12 protein-coding genes are annotated in these 18,822 nt (G+C 38.6%); 10 read left to right on the forward strand and 2 right to left on the reverse strand.

All coding sequences use genetic code 11. The annotated features are described in order from the left end of the window. Nucleotides 1-21 precede the first annotated feature (21 nt). From flgN to Q0386_RS04940, 10 genes are all read left to right on the forward strand, one after another. Nucleotides 22-450: a flagellar export chaperone FlgN gene (flgN, locus tag Q0386_RS04895; protein WP_299027882.1), complete on the forward strand. Its 429-nt coding sequence runs from the start codon at nucleotides 22-24 to the stop codon at nucleotides 448-450. A 3-nt stretch (nucleotides 451-453) separates the two neighbouring features. Next, nucleotides 454-2,307, forward strand: coding sequence for a flagellar hook-associated protein FlgK (gene flgK, locus Q0386_RS04900; protein ID WP_299027885.1), 1,854 nt, complete (start codon nucleotides 454-456; stop codon nucleotides 2,305-2,307). 54 nt (nucleotides 2,308-2,361) lie between these two features. Continuing rightward, complete coding sequence (locus Q0386_RS04905) at nucleotides 2,362-3,123, forward strand: TIGR02757 family protein (RefSeq protein ID WP_299027888.1); 762 nt, start codon at nucleotides 2,362-2,364, stop codon at nucleotides 3,121-3,123. Between the two features lie 137 nt (nucleotides 3,124-3,260). Continuing rightward, nucleotides 3,261-3,809 carry a superoxide dismutase family protein gene (locus Q0386_RS04910; RefSeq protein WP_009495991.1) on the forward strand — a complete coding sequence of 183 codons (549 nt, stop codon included), beginning with the start codon at nucleotides 3,261-3,263 and terminating at the stop codon, nucleotides 3,807-3,809. Nucleotides 3,810-4,252: 443 nt separating this feature from the next. Further along, the gene (locus Q0386_RS04915) at nucleotides 4,253-5,020 is read left to right on the forward strand and encodes a TSUP family transporter (RefSeq protein ID WP_299027892.1); all 768 of its coding nucleotides are present in this window, start codon (nucleotides 4,253-4,255) and stop codon (nucleotides 5,018-5,020) included. A gap of 147 nt (nucleotides 5,021-5,167) precedes the next feature. Continuing rightward, nucleotides 5,168-5,875: a F0F1 ATP synthase subunit A gene (locus Q0386_RS04920; protein ID WP_299027896.1), complete on the forward strand. Its 708-nt coding sequence runs from the start codon at nucleotides 5,168-5,170 to the stop codon at nucleotides 5,873-5,875. A gap of 126 nt (nucleotides 5,876-6,001) precedes the next feature. Beyond that, nucleotides 6,002-7,423 carry an Asp-tRNA(Asn)/Glu-tRNA(Gln) amidotransferase subunit GatB gene (gene gatB / locus Q0386_RS04925; RefSeq protein ID WP_299027899.1) on the forward strand — a complete coding sequence of 474 codons (1,422 nt, stop codon included), beginning with the start codon at nucleotides 6,002-6,004 and terminating at the stop codon, nucleotides 7,421-7,423. 207 nt (nucleotides 7,424-7,630) lie between these two features. After that, nucleotides 7,631-8,521 (forward strand): NAD(P)H-dependent glycerol-3-phosphate dehydrogenase, encoded by an 891-nt coding sequence (locus Q0386_RS04930; RefSeq protein WP_299027902.1) that lies wholly within the window; start codon nucleotides 7,631-7,633, stop codon nucleotides 8,519-8,521. 473 nt (nucleotides 8,522-8,994) lie between these two features. After that, entirely contained in the window at nucleotides 8,995-10,080 is a 1,086-nt protein-coding gene (locus Q0386_RS04935; protein ID WP_299027905.1) for a glycoside hydrolase family 3 N-terminal domain-containing protein, read from the forward strand. Nucleotides 10,081-10,452: 372 nt separating this feature from the next. After that, nucleotides 10,453-11,772, forward strand: a complete 1,320-nt coding sequence (locus Q0386_RS04940) for an amidohydrolase (protein ID WP_299027908.1) — start codon at nucleotides 10,453-10,455, stop codon at nucleotides 11,770-11,772. Nucleotides 11,773-11,854: 82 nt separating this feature from the next. Here the strand turns inward: Q0386_RS04940 and Q0386_RS04945 are convergent, their stop codons facing one another. Both Q0386_RS04945 and Q0386_RS04950 read right to left on the reverse strand, forming a co-directional pair. Continuing rightward, nucleotides 11,855-16,714: a reverse transcriptase domain-containing protein gene (locus Q0386_RS04945; RefSeq protein WP_299027911.1), complete on the reverse strand. Its 4,860-nt coding sequence runs from the start codon at nucleotides 16,712-16,714 to the stop codon at nucleotides 11,855-11,857. A gap of 24 nt (nucleotides 16,715-16,738) precedes the next feature. After that, a partial coding sequence (locus Q0386_RS04950; protein WP_299027915.1) for a TonB-dependent receptor occupies nucleotides 16,739-18,822 on the reverse strand: 2,084 nt, incomplete at its 5' end.

Here is an 18,822-nt window from a genome sequence, read left to right on the forward strand (position 1 = left end):
GCGTAAAAAGAAAGGACAAAAATGCTTAAAAAATATTTAGATGAGGCGATGGGCGTGCTAGACGAGCTCATCGCTCAAACTACGGAAGATATAGAAAAGATAAAACTAGCCGATCACACTAAGGTCGATGATAGCGTCAAACGCAAAAACGAGCTGGTTAAAAAATTTGAATCCGTAAAATCTCTGCTAGATAAAGAGCTTTTAAGAGTCTCGAAGGAAAACGGCGGGGTAAATTTAAGCTCTATCCTTGACGATGAGGTAAAATCATCTCTCGCACTCATGCGCTCAAAGCTTGAAGAGCTCTACTCAAAAAACAAAGAATATGCAAAATACGTCGTCGGAGTGAAAGAATTTTTTGATAGCTTGCTAAAAAACATGTTTAAAAGCGAGTCTGGCAGCTACGATAAAGAAGGCTTGACGCCTGAAAGTTTATTTAAAACAAGGGTTTAAAAAATGGCTAATATATTTTCGTCTTTACATATCGGAGTTAGCGGCCTAGATGCCGCGCAGACGCAGATCACTACGACAGGACACAACATCACAAACGCCGACAGCGAGCACTACACTAGACAGCGCGTCGTGCAGTCTGCTAGAGAGCCTTTTCACGATATGCCGGGCGACATCGGTACTGGCACCAAGGTCGATACGGTCGTACGCGTGCATGACGAGTTTACTTTTGCTAGGCTTCGCACTTCAAATATAAATTTAGAATCAAGTGAATACAAAAAGCAAATTTTAGAGGAGATTTCGCAACGCTTCCCTGATCTACAAAGCGTAGGCATAGGCAGGGATTTGCAAAATTATTTTAATGCATGGAACAACCTCGCTTCTAACCCGACCGAGGGTTCTCAGAAGGTAAATCTACTAAATTCGGCCGCGACGCTATCAAATAGCATAAGCAAAGCTCACGATATGCTAACCAAGATCCAAAAGGATGTAGACTCTCAGGTGGAAGTCGCCGTAAATGAAATCAACAAATACGCCAAGCAAATCGCGCAGATAAATAAAGAGATCGTGCGCGTCGAATCAGTCGGCACTACTAGAGCAAACGATCTGCGCGACAAACGCGATCAGCTCGAACTAGCGATGTCAAAATTTGCGGGTATAAGCGTATTTAAAGGGCAGCTACAAAGTAACAATATCGATCCGACCGTAACCGATATGGGTACCAAGCATCAGATAAATATTTCAGGATTTAATATCGTAGACGGTACGACGTATCACCCGCTAACAGTCGACAGGATAAGCGACAAGAGCGATTTTAAAGGTGTATTTTTTGAGAGGGATGACGGTAAAAAGGTCGATCTAAACGGACGAATCTCGGGCGGTAAACTAGGCGCCGCGCTGGATTTACGCGGACGCAGAGTGGATGATAGCGGAGAGTTTCAGGACGGAACCATACAAAAATACATCGACAACCTAAATACGTTTGCCAAAGGCATCATAAATGAGACGAACAATATCTACGCAAGATCAGCCGTAGAAAACGCCGTAACCGACGAGCTAGACGGTCTAAGCGACTCTAGGACGCTGATGAATTTTAACGACGACATCAAACACGGTAGCTTTGACGTCGTAGTTTATAACAATCAAGGCCAAGAGGTCGCTCGCAAAACGATAAATATAAATGCCTCTACTACTATAAACGACAATACTCGCGGCAACTCTATCGTTCGTGACTTTAACTCAGATACCGACGACAACGGCGATAACAATTCGCTAAACGACGTGGACGATTATTTTCAGGCAAACTATCAGTATGACGCGGCGACGGGCAAAGGCACGTTTGGCGTAACAGCTAAAAGAAATGCCGGCGAATACAGCGTCGCTTTCGTCGATAAAGGTACCAATTTCCCGGGTATTATCGGGGTAAATAGAGTTTTTGAGGGCGGAAACGCGAAAAATATGAGCGTAAAAAGCGAGCTGATGGAAAATCCGCACAAGCTAAAAGCCTACTCAAACCCGACTCCGGGCAACAATGAAGTCGCAAACGATATGGTGCAAATGCAGTATAAAAAAATAATATTTTACTCCGATAAGCATGCGGACAAAGAAGAGAGCGTCGAGGGCTACTACCGCTACATCACAACCGATCTAGCCAGCCAGACTCAAGCAAATAACGATCTAAACGACGCAAATACAGCTATCCATAAAGTTGCTATGTCTGAGTACCAGTCGGTTAGCGGCGTAAATTTAAACGAGGAGCTGACAAACCTCATACGCTTTCAAAGCAGTTACGGTGCGGCGGCTAAAATAATCACGACCGTAGAAAAGATGCTCGATACCTTGCTCACGCTAAAGCAATAAATTTAAATTTCTTTTAGCCTTTTTTGTTTAAAATCTCGTCCAAAAAGGCTAAAAATGGACTTAAAAACCCTCCTGGATCAAAACGTAATCTCTAAAAATACTCATGCAGATCTGTTTGCCGCAGCTGATCCGCTCCAAGTTGCTAGCAAATTTAAAACGCCTGAGATATCGCTCATATGCGCGCTTTTTGCCTATGGCAATGCAAAACTCATCGTAAATTTCCTAAATTCTCTCGACTTTTCGCTGCTAGATAAAAGCGAGGAGGAGATCATTTCAAATTTGACGCGACACAAATACCGCTTTCAAAGCTGCGAGGACGTGAGGCAGATTTTTATCACCTTTTCGCGCCTAAAAAAGCACGGCGATATCGAAAGCGCGGTTAGAACGGGCTTTGAAAAAAGCGGCTCGATGATAGACGGTATAAACGAACTCATCAAATTTATTTACTCGTTAAACCCTTACCGCTCGGATGGGTATGAGTTTTTTTTTGGCAAGCCATACGAAAAAGCGCCGCAAAGCCCGTATAAACGCTACAATATGTTCCTGCGCTGGATGGTGCGAGATAGCGACATCGACCTTGGGCTCTTTAAAAGCCTGCCAAAAAGCAAGCTCCTCATGCCTCTTGACGTGCATACGCACCGAGTTTCGTTAAATTTGGGTCTCATTGCGCGCAAAAGCTATGATTTTAAGGCCGTGCGCGAGCTAACGGACAAGCTTTGCGAATTTGACCCAGCCGATCCGATCAAATACGACTTCTCGCTCTACCGCATCGGGCAAAGCGGCGAACTGGCGCAAATTTTAAGCGAGATAAAGTAAATTTGAAGAGTTTTGCTTTACGCGAAACGGAGCTAAATTTGAGGCATCGCGGCGCATTAAATTTAAGTAAAATTTAAAGCCTAAATTAATCAAATTTAGGCTATAGTTACAGTGCAATTACATTTTAAGGAGAAAAAATGAAAAAAATCGTTTTAGCTAGCGCGGCTCTAGGCTGCCTACTCGCTACTAGCGCCCTTGCGCACGAGGAAAAAGTCTTTGATCCAAAGGCAGGCAAACACCTAGTAGTCACTATGGAGCAACTAAGCGAAAAAGGCAACACAGTCGTGGGCGAGGTCGTAGCGATCGAGACTAACTACGGCGTGGCGCTATTCCCGAATCTTAAAGGCCTTGAGGGCGGCGCGCACGGATTTCACGTGCATCAAAACGCAGACTGCGGCGCTAACGAGAAGGGCCTAGGCATGAAAGCGGGCGGTCACTGGGATCCAAGCGACACCAAAAAACACTCTTTTGCATGGGACGACAACGGCCACAAGGGCGATTTGCCTGCGCTTTTCGTAGATGCAGAGGGTAACGCGGTTTATCCTGTGCTAGCTCCAAAAATCAAAACAATCGACGAACTAAAAGGCCACTCGCTAATGATCCACGTTGGCGGTGATAACCACAGCGACCATCCAAAGCCTCTTGGCGGCGGCGGCGCTAGAATGGTTTGCGGTGTTATAAAATAATCCCGCATTCGCCGATTTGCCGCGATTGGCGGTCGGCGGATTTTCCTTTTTACTCAAATTTGACGTGATTTAAATTTGCTCTAAAGGCGTTTTAGACGTTAAATTTGATAGCCTTCTTTTTAACCTCGCACCTCTTAAATGTAAATTTATATGCGCTATTTTACAAATTAAATTTTAAAAACTATGTCAAATTTACCCTTATTAAATTTGACTCAAATTTCGGTATCTAAATTTACGAAATTTATTTCAAAATTTTAAAATAAAATCGCCGACTGTACCGGCAAATTTTACAGAATACGCCGCAACCCAAACTGCTAAATTTAAACCTAATAGACAAAATTTACTCGCCGCTTTATTAAATTTTAACCGCAATAAAACAAAAAGCCAAATTTTATAAATTTTTAAATTTTTCGTAGTATGATTTTGTTTTTGAGGGGGCGAAAATGGACTTTGACTTCGGAGTTACGGCGTATTTGATATTTTTCGCGGCGGCGTTTGTGGCGGGCTTCGCCGACGCGATAGCCGGCGGTGGCGGGCTGATCGCGCTACCCACGATCATGGCGATGGGCGTACCGCCTCACATGGCGCTAGCGACGAACAAGCTTCAAGGCACTTTTGGTAGCTTCACGGCGGCGCTAAATTTCGCCCGAAAAGGCATGATAAATTTCCGCGAAGTTTTTATCGGCATTGTTTTTACATTTATCGGCGCGTGCGTCGGCACGGTGCTTATTTTGTTTTTGAGCGCCGAGTTTTTGCGCATTATTATCCCGTTTTGTTTGATAGCGATTTTCCTTTATACGCTTTTGATGCCAAAAGTCGGCGACGAGGATAGGGCTGCCCGAATGAACGCACGAGCCTTTTACGTGATATTTGGCCTAATTTTAGGCTTTTACGACGGATTTTTCGGGCCTGGAGCGGGCAGTTTTTGGACGTTTGCGATGGTTGCGCTCATCGGGCTAAATATGAAAAAATCAGTCGCGCATACGAAAATCCTAAATTTTACCAGCAACATCGTATCTCTAGCCGTTTTCATCTCTGGCGGACAAATACTTTGGACGGTCGGGCTTTTGATGGGCGTCGGACAGGTTTTAGGTGCGTACTTTGGCTCAAATATGGTCATGAAAAAGGATGTTAAATTTGTTAGAGTCGTGTTTTTGGCCGTCGTGGGCGCGACGATACTAAAGCTTGTTTACGATAGATTTTTCGCGTGAGTGCTGATTTTAAAAAACGACGTCAAAATTTGAGCTAAATTTGACAAAAAAGCTAAAATTTGGTCGAAATTTGAGGTAAGCTTAAAAAACTTTTAACGTTTATTTGGATAAAATTGCCGTTAAATTTCATAAATCTAAGGTTAATCCATGCAAGAAAATTTGTTTTTATTTACAGGTTGGATCGCTTCTTTGTTTACCGACAATGAACACGTTATCCATGCTGTAAATTATGCGGGACATCTCTTTTTGGTCGTCGTTATTGTGCTTATAATGGCAAAATTTGCAACTAGAAATTTGCAACTCGTGCCTCGCGGAATGCAAAACATCCTCGAAGCATATTTAGAGGGCGTCATATCTATGGGCAAGGACGTGCTAGGCAGCGAATCTCTATCTAGAAAATACCTGCCGCTAGTCGCTACTATCGGTTTAGTCGTATTCGTAAGTAACATAATAGGCATTATACCTGGATTTGAAGCCCCGACTTCGAGCTTAAATTTGACCCTTACGCTAGCGCTTGTGGTTTTTGTGTTTTATCACTACGAAGGTATCCGCGTAAATGGCGTGGTTAAGTATTTTGCGCATTTCATGGGACCGAACAAATGGCTAGCTCCGATAATGTTTATCGTCGAGATCGTTTCGCATCTGTCTCGCGTCGTATCGCTTTCTTTCAGACTTTTCGGTAACATCAAGGGTGATGATTTGTTCCTTTTGGTCGTACTTGCTCTTGCGTCTTACGCTGCGCTTCCGGCGTTTGTCTTGCTTACGTTTATGGCGTGCTTGCAAACATTTATCTTTATGATTCTTACCTACGTGTATCTTGCCGGTGCAATTTTGATTAGTCACGATGAGCACTAAAAGTTAAATTTACGTGTCCGCCAGGTAAAATACGCTAAAAATCGGCGGGCGCAACCCCTTCTTTTTATCTAACTTAAATAAAAATCCTGCTAAAATAAGCCCTAAATTTTAAATAAAAGGCAAATTATGTTTGAAGTCGTTATCGGGCTTGAGGTTCACACCCAGCTTAATACAAAAACTAAAATTTTCTGCTCTTGCTCTACGAGCTTCGGCGACGAGGCAAATACGCACGTTTGTCCGACCTGCCTGGCACTACCAGGATCTTTGCCGGTGCTAAACAAAGAAGCCGTGAGAAAGGCGATAAGCTTTGGCGCAGCGGTAAATGCTACTATAAATAAACGCTCGGTTTTTAACCGTAAAAATTACTTTTATCCAGACCTTCCGAAAGCTTATCAAATTTCGCAGTTTGAGATACCGATAGTGGAAAAAGGCGAGCTTTTTATCGATGTAAATGGCGAAAAAAAACGTATCGGCATCACTCGCGCGCACCTTGAGGAGGACGCGGGCAAAAACATTCACGAGAGCGGACAGAGCCTAGTCGATCTAAACCGTGCCGGCACGCCTCTGCTTGAGATCGTGAGCGAGCCTGATCTGCGTAGCTCCGACGAGGCGGTTGCGTACCTAAAAAAACTGCACTCGATTTTGCGATTTTTAAACATCAGCGACGCTAATATGCAAGAGGGAAGCTTCCGCTGCGATGCTAACGTCAGCATACGCCCAAAAGGCGATAGTAAACTCTACACGCGCGTCGAGATTAAAAATTTAAACTCGTTTAGATTTATCCAAAAAGCGATCGACTACGAGGTCGAACGCCAAAGCGCGGCGTGGGAAGACGGCAAATACGATGAAGAAGTTTATCAAGAGACGCGCCTTTTTGATACTGTAAATTTAGTCACGCGCTCTATGCGAGGCAAGGAAGATAGCGCCGAATATAGATATTTCCCCGATCCTGATCTTCTGCCTGTCGAGATCCCAGAGGAGATGTATAACGAAGCGATCAAGATCCCTGAGCTTGCCGAACAAAAGGTCGCTAGATACGGGCGCGAGCTTGGCGTAAAAGAGGACGATGCGCTGATTTTAACGAGCAGCGTGGAGACGGCGAAGTATTTCGAAGAGCTCGTGGAAGCAAAAATATCGCCGAAACTGGCTGTTACATGGCTAATTGTCGAGCTTTTGGGGCGTCTTAAAAACGGCGCTACGATCGAGACATCACCCGTAAATTCAGCTAAGATGATAGAGCTTTTGCGCCGCATAGAAGACGGTACGATAAGCGCTAAAGCGGCAAAAGAGGTGCTTGACTATCTCATAGAAAACGACGAGAGCGTGGACGGCGTCATCGAAAAATTGGGATTAAAACAAGTCAGCGACGACTCGGCTATCGTGGCGATAATAGATCAAATTTTAAGCGCGAACGCCGATAAGGTAACCGAGTATAAGAGCGGCAAGGATAAGCTTTTTGGATTTTTCGTCGGTCAGACGATGAAAGAGGGCAAAGGCGCGTTTAACCCCGCAAAAGTAAATGAGCTTTTGAAAGAAAAATTAGGTTAAATTTTGCGTGCGCCGCTGTTTGGTGGCGTTGGTTTTTGGGTCAAATTTGGCCCAGAAAGTAAATTTGAGGCGTCAAATTTTATTTTATAGAGACGGGCGGCGTGGTCAAATTTAATCCGTTTAATTTTTGCAAAATTAAGGTTTGGACTTGCGAGCGGGCCAGTCAAATTTAGCTAAAATAAACGTAAATCACAAAAAAGAGAAAAAATGAAAATAGCCATCATTGGAGCGGGGAAGTGGGGTAGCGCGCTTTTTCATGCGCTTTCGCAAAAAAACGACTGCGTTATCAGCTCGCGCAGGCAGCTTGAGGGTGCGCATTTTGTCGGCTTAGAGGAGGCGCTAAAGCGCGATCTGCTAGTCGTTGCCATACCTTCGCAGTCCGTTAGCGGTTGGCTAAGAGAGCATTTTAAAAACTTTGGACAGAAAATTTTAGTCGCCTCAAAGGGTATCGAAACCTCGAGTTTGCGATTTTTAGACGAGATTTACGAGCAGCACGTTGATGCGGCAAATTTAGCCTTTTTATCGGGACCGAGCTTTGCTAAAGAGATACAAAACGACCTTCCGTGCGCGCTCGTTATAAACTCCAAAAACGAAGCCTTAGCACGCGAGATTTCAGCGCTTTTCCCGAAAAATATCAAAACCTACGCTAGCAGCGACGTTATCGGTGCCGAGATCGCGGGCGCGTATAAAAACGTTATCGCTATCGCAGGCGGTATCTGCGATGGGCTTGGGCTTGGTAACAGCGCTAGAGCTAGCCTCATCTCGCGCGGGCTTGTCGAGATGGCGAGGTTTGGCGAGTATTTTGGTGCGCAGCAGCAGACGTTTTTGGGTCTTAGCGGTGCGGGCGATCTCTTTCTCACGGCTTCGTCTGTACTATCGCGCAACTACCGCGTGGGCCTGGGGCTTGCTAAAAACGAGAGCCTAAATAAAATCCTAAACGATCTAGGCGAAGTCGCCGAGGGTGTGGATACCTCGTACGCGATAGAAAAGATTGCCGCCGGTAAGGGCATCTATACGCCGATAGTAAACGAGGTCGCGGCGATGCTGCGCGGTAAAGACGTGCAGGAAAGCCTGAGAGATCTACTAAGTAAAAAATAAAATTTGGCTAAAGCGTACTTTGCGCTAAAGGTGAATTATGTTTTAAAGACTGCGATTTGCCTTTTGAGACTAGATTAAAAATTTAAATAATTACAAATTTATGTGAAATTTGCAGACTTCTGCATCCGTCAAATTTTAAAAGGCTAAATTTAATGCCGTTATCTACCGATATGATTTATGTTGTTTTTTGTAGCGGCTCAAAAATTTTAACCGACAACGAAAAAAGCAAAACAAGAAAGTACCCAGCGTCAATCGCCAAAAATATCTCAATTTTACTTGCAAACGCCGTAGTAAAATATTTTGCAAAGACGATACGATACCATAAACGACGATATGGACTGCAAAATAGAGATTTGCAACGCGAAATGTGAAATTAGTACCGATTGCTGCGTCAGCTCGCTCCAAATCACGCTCAAAGTCCTTAAATTTATCTAAAATAGTGTAAAATCCGCAAAAACAAAAAAAGGAAAGATATGAAAAAATTTATTGCAGCGTTTTTTTCGGTGCTATTTTTGGCGGGTTTGCCGACCGCGCTAAACGCCACCGATGCGCAAGCACAAGAAAAGCCGACTCTTCGCAAAATGATAGCCCAAATGATAATGGTAAGTTTCAACGGCTCTGATCCCAAAACCGCCAAAGAAGCCGTCTCGGAGGCCAAATATCAGCGTTTCGGCGGCGTGATGTTGCTCGGTAAAAATATCTCTGATAAAAAAAATCTTACAGCGCTAACAAACGCATTTAAAGAGGCGCAAAAAGGCATTTTTATCGCTATCGACGAGGAGGGCGGGCAAATCACGAGATTTAAGGACAAAAGCGGATTTGAGACCTTTATCTCGGCGCAAAAAGTAGCGAAAACCCTCGATTTAGCCGCTGCTGGCGAGCTTTACGCTAAGATGGCGCAACAGCTAAAAGACGTCGGTGTGAACGTAAATTTCGCTCCCGTGGCCGACGTGCTAAATCCAAAATCCACGATCATCGGCTCGCGCGGAAGGGCGTTTAGCGCCGATATAGACGAGGTTTCGCTGTATGCGAGCGAGTTTATGAAGGCCTCACAGGCTCGCGGCGTGATAGCGGCGATGAAGCACTTCCCCGGCCACGGTAACGTCGAGGCCGATAGCCACACCGCCAAGGTCGTGATCGACAAATTTGACTATACCGAGCTTAAGCCGTATTTTGATGCGGTTCGCAAAAACGAAGCCAAGATGATAATGGTCGGCCACATCTACCTCATGCAGCGCGACTCCGAGCTGCCGGCCTCGCTCTCACCGGCGATCATCGACGGCTTGCTGCGCGGCGAGCTCAAATTTGACGGCGTAGTCATCAGCGACGACATGCTCATGGGCGGACTAAAGGACTTTACGCTGCAAGAAAAGGTGATAAACTTTATCAACGCCGGCGGCGACGTGATGCTCTTTAGCGACTACAAAATAGACGGGCGCAGGACCGCGGAGCTCGTCACGCAACTAGTCGTGGACGCGGTGGGTGCCAAGCAGATACCAAAAGAACGCATCGAGGAGTCCTACGAGCGAATAATGAAGCTAAAAAATAGCATAAAATAGGCTAACTGTAGGGCAAATTTGAGCTTTTGCGTGGAGTTTATTTTGTGGTTAGTCGGGTGTGTGCGGCGGCTGAAGTCAAATTTGCCTCTTTGTCTCGTTTTGTAAATTTGAGTTCAAATTTGACGACATTTTAAATTTGAACTCAAATTTTAACGCCCAAATTTTACTGCCTAGCTCGCTAAACCCGCACCGCTTTTATGTAAATCGGGGTTTAAAAAGTGATTTTATCAAATTTACACCAAGCAAGGTAGCCTTACAAAAATAAGAGTCAAATTTATCATTTTAGAACCCAAATTTAAGCTTTTAAAATTAATCTTGATGTATAATCTAGCCTTAAGAAAAATAATAAAATTTTAATTTTAAGGAGCAAAAATGGACAATGTAGCAGCAAAAGTCGAAGCGCTAAAAGACGAAATGGTGAAAAATAGGCGGTTTTTTCACTCGCATCCCGAGACTGGATTTTTCACGTTTTTTACGACGGCAAAGATCGCTAGCGAGCTAAAAAAGCTCGGCTACAGCCTAAAAATGGGACGCGAGATAATGAAGCCCGAAGCCAGGGCAGGGCTAGGCAGCGAGAAAGATAAAGAGAAGTATCTAGAACGCGCAAAAAGCCTGCTAAGCGCCGACGAGCGAGAGTTTTTGCCCGTGATGGAGGATGGGCTAACGGGCGTGGTGGCCGAGCTTGATACGGGCAGGCCGGGCAAGACGCTTGCGTTTAGATTCGACATTGACGGCGTGGACGTGACCGAGAGCAAGGATGAGGCGCATAGGCCGTTTAAAGAGGGCTTTAGAGCCGATATAGACGGCATCACTCACGCCTGCGGGCATGACGGACACATCACGATCGGCCTTGCGATGGCTAAACTCATCGCGCAAAATTTGGACGATTTTAAAGGCAAATTTAGATTTATATTTCAAACCGCCGAGGAGGGCACCAGAGGCGCCGTGCCGATGGAGCAAGCAGGCGTGCTAGAGGGCGTGGACTACCTACTGGGCGGTCATATCGGCTTTCAGGCAAAGACTAGCAGCGGCATCATTTGCGGTACGAACAAGCTTCTTGCGACGTCGAAATTTGACGTAAATTTCACGGGTAGATCGGCTCATGCGGCGGGCGCTCCGCAAGAAGGGGCAAACGCTCTACTGGCCGCAGCTCAGGCGGCTCTAGCTATGCACGGTATCACGCGACATGCCGACGGCGTCACGCGTATAAACGTGGGCGTTTTGCGAGCGGGCGAGGGGCGAAACGTCATCGCGCCAAACGGCTATATCGCCTGCGAAACGCGCGGCGAAACGACCGAGCTAAATGAATTTATGTTTCAAAAATGCATGGATATCGTCGCGGGCGTCGCGCAGATGTACGGCGTGCAGTACGACGTGAAGCTAACCGGCGGCACGAGCGGAGGCGATAGTAGCGAGGAGATCACCGATATCTACGAGCGCGCCGCGCGCCAGTCGCCTTTTATCAAGGACGAGCTCATCGTGCGGGATCTAAATTTCGGCGCTTGCGAGGACTTTGCGCACTTTATGCACGCCGTGCAAAAAGCAGGCGGTAAGAGCGGCTATCTAATGATCGGTACCAAGCTCGCCGCAGGGCATCACAACGGCGCGTTTGACTTTGACGAGAGCGCGCTGCTATCGGGCACGGACGTGTTTTTACGCTCGGCGTATGCGATAAACGGTAAGGATGCGTGAGGGTAAATTTGATAAATCACAAGCTATTTTGGCTATAATTAAAATAGCTTGTGATATTTTAATGATAATGACTTCCTAATTTTTAGCCTGTTATATTTCTATTGATTTCTAGAAAATTGCCTTTGTTATTATTTTGCCTTGAGTAGTATATTTTATTGTTATTATCTACAATTAGTCTTATTTTACTTGATAATTTATTTAAATTTCTTAATGTAAATGGGTATTTTTGATCTTCTATTTTTTCTATTAACTTTTCCTCTTTGGCAAGGCTACAAAAGGTTCCTAAGATATAATCTGGTAGAGTTGACAGAATGTCTTCTTTAGATATTTTTTCTATTTGAAATTTTGTAGAATGTTTTTCGTTACGCAAGTAACTACTTAATTTGTTTGTTGATATCTTACTGTTCTCTTCATAGCATATATAATTATTTGCATCTCCAAAACGATTCAATAGTATTTTGTTAAAAACTTTACTAAATAGGTTATAGTACAACTCTTGGTATTCTTCTTTGGCTACTTTTTTATTAAATTTATCAAAAATGATAAAAGCTTCGTATTCTAGCCCTCTTAATAAATCTTGGACTTTGATTTTTATCTCTGTATTATCGCTTGTATAGTGGAAAAGACCTTCTTTCTCTATAAACTCATCTCTGGCATCTATCAGAAAGCTATTTTTTAGATCGTATAATTTTTGAATATTTTTTTTCTTATCTGAATCGCCAATTATGGAAACCACACATATTGCTAAATACTGTTTATCTGCGTTAATTATAATTTCGCTTTCATCTATATAATGAAAGATACGTTTGGCTGTAGTTACCTTGAAAGTTTTAGCCGATGCATTATCTATTGTACAATTATTATTTTTTAGAATTTCCAAAAAAGTTTTTTTATATTTTTCTCCTAAATCCTTTTCTATTCCAATTATATATGCAATTTCTCCATATAATCTTTTTAGTAATTCCTCTTCTGAATTACTCCCAAAAAATTTATTCATATAATATAATTTTTGTCTAACTTTTCTTTTTAGTCTTTTGGGCACTCTTGGATATTCTCTGTTTGAGATACTTAGTCCAGTAACATATTGTGGTTGCCCTTGTATTGCAAATAAAGTTTTTTGTTTGTTTAGCTTAAGATTATATTTGTTTAGTATTTTTTGCAAATCATCTGCTTTTATAAAATTATTTTCATCTGAAGAAAAAGTAATGTCGTCCCCGTATCTAGTATAAACAACATTTTTAGCTATCGAGGATCTTATGTCTGCATCCAATTCATAGCAAAATAAATTTGCTAATAACGGACTTGTATTTAAACCTTCTTTTAATGCATTATCATATGTGCACAGATTTGAAAACAGTTCGGCAGCTTGTTTTTCGCATCCAATCTTAATAAAAACTTTTTCAATACTTTCTTTTTCTTTTAATTGTAAAGAAATATCAGAAACTAGTTTCTTGAAATCAGATACAAGGTCAGCAAGATCTGAATTTTTATTATAATCTCTTGATGATAAAACCATTCTTTCTAAATTATCACCTGACAAAATAGTTTCTATTGTTTTTTCTATTTCCCCAAACTTAGAATTAGGATATTTAGCTTTTAATTCTTTTATAGTTGCTAAATCTTTCTTTAAAAGTTCCCTAGTATCATTTAATTTAGTTTTTAATTCATTTTTTATAGAATTTAATTTAGCTTTTAATTCAGGATTCCTGTCAGCTAATAAAACTGCTTTTTTTACAAGTGTATAAGAGTCTTCTCTTTTAAGATCTGTTTCAAATTGTTTTTCTAAATCTTTTTCATTTGGATATAGCGAGTACACTTTACTAGATAAACTACCAAAGTCTGATTCTATTTTATTAAAAATTTCTTGAAAATGTAAATTTTGATAATTAGAATCTTTTTCCAAATTATTAATTTCATCTAACTTTGTTTTTAACTCTTTTTCTTTATTCATGATAGATTTAAAATCATCACTATTTTTTAATTTCTTAACTAATTCTATTGCTTCTTTCTTTTCTATTTCACTTAAATTAAATTGTGATAAATCATTTACTAGTTCTTCATTAGTTTTAGTTTTTAAGTATGTTATTAAATCCTTCTTTTTCTTTGCTTCTTTTTCTTCATCAACAGTATTAAAAGTAGTCTTTTTATTTGTTGTTGTAAGAGTAGGAGAAAGAATACCTAATTTATTTGCATTTCTAATACTTCTATATACAGCATTTTCATCACTATTTAATCTTCTTAATTCTTCTCTTGTTTTTAATTCTAAAAGTGAAGTTCCATTTTTAGATAATTTTTTATTATTAATTAATTGATGAGCTATTGAATCTGATATAAATGGAATAGTCATATCATAGTCTTTTCCAGTTTTCATATCATGCCAAGTATAATCTATTTTTCTTCCCATATCAATAATAGCTTCATTTTCACTAATTTTGCTTGTTAATAGTTCAATTGTAAAATCATTTCTATTATCCATATTAGTTGTTCCGTATTTTATAAATCTTATATTTGGATCAGAGTCTTTTAAAGCATGTTGATAATAATGTCCTTCACTATTCTTCTTAGTGGGATCTATATCCATTTTTAAAGAAGTTCTTCCAGATATTGAAGCTTGTGAATCATCAAGACTTAAAGAACCTCCAACTTCAACAGTATCTATATTTTTAAGTTTTGCATAAGCTCCTAATGTTATACTAGTTCCATATTGCCCAGTCATTTGTTCTGCTATTTTTAGTGTGTTTTTACCTTCTCCTAAATCAACAGTTCCTTCTATTCTTCCTATTCCTCTAAATTCAACATTTTTACCTGCAATACTTCTAGTTAAATCTAAATCTTTTATAAGTCCATCTACTCCACCTAAATTAACATATTTTTTTTGTTCAGCAGTGGCAGCAGGATTATCCCAGAAACCATATTTTTTAGCAATAGTTCCATCAGCTATTAAAGCATTTAATTCAAAGTATTTAGCATGTAATTTAACACGTTTTTCATATGCTTTTACCCAATTTTCTACATATTTTCTACCAGCAGGAGTTAAGGTATTCAAATATGCCTTTTTTTGCTGTTCAGTTTTAGATGGCCAATCTACTATTCCATAAAAATCACTAGGTCTATTTGGCATATCATAAGCAATTGCTTCATCGTCTATAGCTTTTTTATATTCTGGTTCAAGCTCATTCATTTTTTTTCTAGTTTCTGCTAATTCTCTCTCATAATTTTCTTTAGCCTTTAGATAATCTGGATTTTTAAAAGGTTTAACCCATTTATTTTCAAAAGCCTCTTTTGTTAAATTCTTTTTATCATAAAAATATTGGTCAAATTGATTACGAGGAATTTCACCTTTTTCAGCTCTTTCTTTAGCAACTCTTATATATTCATTTAGATTTTTTGTAACTTCTTTATTAGTTTTTACAGTTTCTGTAACTTTCTTAGTAATAATTTCTTCAGTTCCTATATATCCTTTAAATTTCTTTATATTTTCTTTATCATCTATATCAAAATCTTTTGATACTTTAGAAATTTCACTGATAAGAAAAACTTCATCAAAATTATAATCATAAGTTTGTTCAACTTTATATTTACTACGATCAGAAAATTCATTTTTTCTAGCTTCATATTCAGCTGGGCTTAACTGAGCTACAAGTTTTTCATCTTTTCTTGTAACTCTGACCATTTTCTTTATTTTAGTTTCAACCTTAGTTTCAGTTTCAGTAAGTTTTAAACTTACATCATTAGTATACTTATTTTTATCTTGTGCAAAGATACTTCCATCTTTTGTATATAGTAATTTTCCTCTATTATCAGTAGTTGATTTATCATTAAATGGACTATAATAATTAATAGTTGTAAAAACAGTATCTTTATATTCAGTCTTGCTTCCACTTTCAACAGATACAGGTTCTAATTTCCAATCAACTTTCCATTTTCTACCTTTATCATCAACTGTATATAAATCTTCTCCCTCTTGAATTACATTTTTTATATTTTTTTGTACCATTTTTTCTTTTAAGAAAGCTGAAATTTCTGCCTTAGATTTTCCTTCTATTCTAGTTCTGTATTCTTTCATAGTTATATCCAAAGGATTTACATCTTTTTCTGCTCCAAAACTTTTTGATCTTTCATCTTCAGTAGCATTAGTTGTTACAATTTTATATTCACCTTCTATATAGTATCTTTCATTTTTATTCTTTTTAGTATTTTCTACTTCTGATGAAAATTTTTCTTTGTTTAAGAATACAATATCTTTTACAGTATTTCCTGCTCCAAAATAAAATCTCTTTTCATAGAATTGATCACTGTTCTTGTAAGGTAATTCAGAATAGTCTTCCTTATCAAAAGCTCCAATACCTTTTTCAGCTAAATCTGCAATAGTATGAGAACTTCTTCTAATCTTTGAATTTGAATTAGGTTCTTCTCTTGAATCTGAGGCAGCATTTTTATAAACTACATGAGCAATAGGAACTAAATCAACTCCATTATGTGTCCTTTGGGCTTTTACATTTCCTTTTTCCCAATAATTTGATTTAATACCATTTATTCTATTTTGTTCATCAACTACTCTTAAAAAACCTTCATAAGCTGTTTTTTCTATTGGTTGTATAACTTCTTTACTTTCTTGGATTATTCTATAATTATTTTTAGGCCCTATACCATCACCAATTTTTTTAATTTCTTTATCTATTTTTGGTAATATTTCTGGAATATCAAGATGACTTAAACCAGGCTCATCTAAATCTTTTTTTATAGCAGTTAATATTTGTTCTTTAATCGCTTTTATTCTACTTTGTTTTAAATAAGGATTAGTTTTATCGTTTTCTATTGCTTTAATTATTGCATTATCTATTATTTTATTAATTTGTTTAATAGTATCTGTTCTTTCATTAGCATAAGAAGCTGTTGCAGCTACTATTAATGATATCATTATTAGTTTTTTTATTTTCATTATGTCTACTCCTTTTTAGAAAAATTAGAATCTAACATTTAGTTGTAAGTAATAATTTCTTTCAGGTGCTGGCAAAGCTTCTAAGCTTGTTTCTCTTAAATTATATTTATTAGATAAAATATTTTTTGCACCTATTTTTATATCTGAATAGTTATCTGGTTTATATGAAAGTCCAGCTTCCAATGTTCCATGTCCACCAATAGTGTGTTTTACAATAACATCATCTTTTGATATATCAGAGTTTTCTCTAAGTTCTCTAGTTTCTTGTTTAGCTAAATAAACATAATTTAAGTAACCTGATAATCTATCTGTGAAGTTATATTTTACTCCTAAAGTAGCTTTTAATCTTGGAACCATAGGAACTTTATCACCTTTTTCTATTCTAGCTTCATCATTAGATTTTAATACTTTTGTATTAATTAAAGTTAGAGATTGATTAAATCTAAATTTTCCAATATTTTGTTCAGCTTCAAACTCTATTCCCATTCTTCTTGTCTTTCCAATGTTTCTATATTTCCATCTATTTACTGCAGGATTAGTTAAGCCTGAACTAATTAAAGTTATCTCATCAGTTGTATCTGTTAAGAAGAATGATGTACTAACTGATGAACCCCAAATATAATCTCTAAAGCCTATTTCAATAGTATCAGTTTTTTCAAATTTTAAATTATTGGCAACATATTTAGAGGCAGCATTAACAGCTGGAGGTACTATAAGTCCAGATTGAGTACTTTTTAATTCCGTATCATGGACTTTGTCTGTTAGTTGATTTCCAAATGGAGTTACAAATCCTCTTTCATATCTTACATAAGTTCTTCCAGTATCATTATATTTATATAAGAAACCAAGTTCACCAGCAAAGTTAGTTAATTTTTCATCAGTTTCTATTATTTTCTTTTCAGGAGATACATAAGGCATAACATTTGGTCCATTTTCTCTGTAACCGTTATATTGAGTTCTTTCCATTCTTCCACCAAAAGTCATATCAACTTTATCAGTCAATCCCAATTTATTAAAAGCATAAATTCCAGAAGATTTTTTAGTCATTTTCATATCAACTTTATTTATAATTGGTAATCTATCATCTATTCCTAATGTACCAAAACCACCAAAAGAACTATCATAGTATGATTTTAATGTTTCAGATTGCACATGTGAATTTCTTTTATTTGTTGAAGTTTGGTAGTCAAAACCAACTATTGTTTCACTTGGATTATCTCCAATTAAGTTATAATCATATTTTGCTTTTAATTTTAATCCTTTTTTATCTTCTTCAAATTTAGCTTGCATTTCAGATTTTACATCATAAAAAATTTTTTCTTGTGTTATATGAGAAAATCTTCTATTAGAAGCAACAATTTTAATATCATCTACACTTTCAGTGCTAATATCTCTTTTTTGTTCTTGTTTATATAAGCTTGTAGATAATGTTAAATTTTGAGTTGGCCTATATTCATAATCAAAAGTATAACTTCTATCTTTTGTGTCTATATCCATATTAAGTCCTGCTTTTCTTCTGTTATTCTTTAATTCTTCAACAGGAATTTGATTAGATGAATCTTGTTTAATATCACTAAATCTAGTTTGAAATCTAAATCTATGTTGTGCATTTATTTTGTAGTCAAAACCAAGTAAATAAATTTTGTTTTCTTTTTCTTCATGTTCTCTATAATCTTCACTATTTAAATAACTAAAACCATAGTTTACATATAGATTTTTATTAAAATTATATCCTCCTGCAAAACCAAAGTTTCTATTGTCATAAGAACCATAGTTTAGATCCATAAAAAAATTATCCTTAGTTACATTTGAGTTTGTGGAAATACTTACAACTCCACCAACAGATCCACTTCCATAAAGAGTGGCTCCTCCACCTGGAATTATTTCAATTTTTTTGATAGATTCCACAGGGATGGCATTAATTGGTAAACTTGCCATTGTTTCTTCAGTAGGGTTGATACTTACACCATCAACTAAAACTTTAACTCTACTTAATGATTTTTCACCACTACCTCTCATATCTATTCTTGGTCCAAAAGCTGTATTTTGTACTACAACTCCTGGTGCATCTCTTAATATATCTTCCACATTTTTATAATTCTTTTCTC

This window comes from uncultured Campylobacter sp. (assembly GCF_938045625.1).
Classification (GTDB): Bacteria; Campylobacterota; Campylobacteria; order Campylobacterales; family Campylobacteraceae; genus Campylobacter_A.

Bases quoted from the DNA above. Each gene is read 5' to 3' on its own strand.
- flgN (WP_299027882.1), top strand. From the start codon at position 22: ATGCTTAAAAAATATTTAGATGAGGCGATGGGCGTGCTAGACGAGCTC.
- flgK (WP_299027885.1), top strand. From the start codon at position 454: ATGGCTAATATATTTTCGTCTTTACATATCGGAGTTAGCGGCCTAGAT.
- Q0386_RS04905 (WP_299027888.1), top strand. From the start codon at position 2,362: ATGGACTTAAAAACCCTCCTGGATCAAAACGTAATCTCTAAAAATACT.
- Q0386_RS04910 (WP_009495991.1), top strand. From the start codon at position 3,261: ATGAAAAAAATCGTTTTAGCTAGCGCGGCTCTAGGCTGCCTACTCGCT.
- Q0386_RS04915 (WP_299027892.1), top strand. From the start codon at position 4,253: ATGGACTTTGACTTCGGAGTTACGGCGTATTTGATATTTTTCGCGGCG.
- Q0386_RS04920 (WP_299027896.1), top strand. From the start codon at position 5,168: ATGCAAGAAAATTTGTTTTTATTTACAGGTTGGATCGCTTCTTTGTTT.
- gatB (WP_299027899.1), top strand. From the start codon at position 6,002: ATGTTTGAAGTCGTTATCGGGCTTGAGGTTCACACCCAGCTTAATACA.
- Q0386_RS04930 (WP_299027902.1), top strand. From the start codon at position 7,631: ATGAAAATAGCCATCATTGGAGCGGGGAAGTGGGGTAGCGCGCTTTTT.
- Q0386_RS04935 (WP_299027905.1), top strand. From the start codon at position 8,995: ATGAAAAAATTTATTGCAGCGTTTTTTTCGGTGCTATTTTTGGCGGGT.
- Q0386_RS04940 (WP_299027908.1), top strand. From the start codon at position 10,453: ATGGACAATGTAGCAGCAAAAGTCGAAGCGCTAAAAGACGAAATGGTG.
- Q0386_RS04945 (WP_299027911.1), bottom strand. From the start codon at position 16,714: ATGAAAATAAAAAAACTAATAATGATATCATTAATAGTAGCTGCAACA.